This window comes from Sporomusa sp., from assembly GCF_057736855.1.
This window is the reverse complement of record NZ_JBYKYF010000099.1, coordinates 1-1,861: the sequence shown is the minus strand read 5'-3', so window position 1 is coordinate 1,861 and position 1,861 is coordinate 1. Positions and strand designations below refer to the sequence as shown.

General features: G+C 47.6%; 3 protein-coding genes. All 3 read left to right on the top strand.

The features are described 5' to 3' along the window. A partial coding sequence (locus tag AC29Z1_RS08335; RefSeq protein WP_488270997.1) for a phage neck terminator protein occupies positions 1–207 on the top strand: 207 nt, incomplete at its 5' end. Positions 208–219: 12 nt separating this feature from the next. Beyond that, positions 220–1,383, top strand: coding sequence for a DUF3383 family protein (locus AC29Z1_RS08330; RefSeq protein ID WP_488270996.1), 1,164 nt, complete (start codon positions 220–222; stop codon positions 1,381–1,383). A 16-nt stretch (positions 1,384–1,399) separates the two neighbouring features. Continuing rightward, on the top strand, positions 1,400–1,843 hold the full coding sequence (locus AC29Z1_RS08325) for a tail tube family protein (protein ID WP_488270995.1): 444 nt from the start codon (positions 1,400–1,402) through the stop codon (positions 1,841–1,843). Positions 1,844–1,861: the final 18 nt, after the last annotated feature.

The following is a 1,861-nucleotide window of genomic DNA, read 5'->3' as shown; positions in this document are numbered from 1 at the left end:
CGGCAAGGCATCAAGCGTCTGCTGTCGGCAAACTCCGTTTTTTTAGTTCCCAATATGCCAACTTGTCGGCGCTTCCCGGAATTATTTGCTGGCCAATGGTGGAATCGCTGGGATCTTAGATTAACCTTTAATGAACTGTACCGTTTACCAGACGAAGATGTTGGGCGCATTGAATCGGTGACTGTTACAGCCCATTACAATCGATAGGAGCGTGAAGTAATGGCCTTAAAAACTTTACCGCTTGAACCGGTAGTTAATATTATAGTCAATCTAGCAGCCCGGTCAGCGGTGCGAAAAGCTTTTGACCTGGCCTTGATTGTTGGTGAAACAGATGTTATTACTCCGGCTGAAAGGGTAAAAATCTACTCTGGCATTAATGAGATGCTGGAAGACGGGTTTACATTGAATGATCGCTTGTACAAAGCGGCAGCCCTGATTTTCGGTCAAGCAAAAAAGCCGCAGCGTGTAGCTGTCGGCTGTATTGGAACTGTTACTGAGGAGATTGAGGGCGAGCCTGTTACCCGTCCAGAAACGCCGGTAGAAACTATGCAAGCCTGCCGAGAGGCAAACGGCGAGTGGTATGTCGGCATCTACTGTGCACCAGCCACAAAGGCTGATCATCTAGCGATTGCTGAGTACATGGAAGCTATCAAGCCAAACAGCTTGTATGCCTATACCACCAACGATGCGGATGTACTGACCAACGCTGATGGCAATATTTTTGCAGCCATGAAGGCTAAGAATTATCGTCGGAGCATCGGGCAATATTCTAGCAAACATCCAGACGCTATCTGCGCCATCATCGGCTGGGCTATGGGCGCAATGACCGGTACAGCCGGCAGTGCCTACACTCTGGCTTATAAAACAGAGGTAGGCGTAGAAACTGAGAATTCGTCCGGCGTGTTTCCTTCCAGTGCCGTTGAAAAGATAAAAGCCAATAATGGCAATGTATATATCAACCGCGGTAGCTACTACGACATTTTCGAAGAAGGCACCATGGCCGACGGCACCTGGTTTGATGAAATGATTTTCTTGGACAAGTACCAAAATGATATGCAGCTGGCGCTAATGGACCTGTTGGTTCAGAATAACAAGATTGCACAGACAGAATCCGGAATGACCCAGCTTATTGATGCCATCAAGGAAGTCTGTCAGACTATGAACCGTGTTGGATTTATTGAATCCGGCGTTTGGAAAGCTGCAGATATTTTGAACCTTAAAAAAGGCGATACTCTGCCCGGCGGCTATTTCATCCAGTCTGAGCCGATTGACGAACAGTCTCAGGCTGACCGTGACGCCCGTAAATCACCGCCTATTTACGTATCTTTGAAACTGGCCGGTGCAATTCATCATGTCACCGTTCAGGTGGATGTAAACCGATAAAGGAAGGAGGATTATTATGGCTCCTAAACATAGCACATTTAGCTTTACCGACATTGACGCCACTATCTCTCACCCGTCCTATGGCTCTTACACTATCCAAGGTGAAGGTATTGGCGATTTGACTATTTCAAAACTGACGGATCGGACCGTACATGACGTTGCAGCCGATGGAAATATCATGGTCTCGAAGATTGCCGGTAATAACGGCAACGTGACTATCAATGCGCAGCAAACTTCTACTTTGCATAACTTTTTGCAGGGTTTATTTAATTATCTTTGGGCTGCCCCCACTGACGAGTGGGCGCAAATCAGCCTTACGGTACGGGCGCCGAAGATGCAGAAAACCTATTATTGCACGGGTGGTGCGTTCGTTAAGGAACCGGATGAGCCGTTTCAGTCTCAGGGCCAGCGCGTAGCCTGGGGTATTTTGTTCACGGATATTCAAAGACTGCCGATTTAGGAAAGGAGATAGAACATG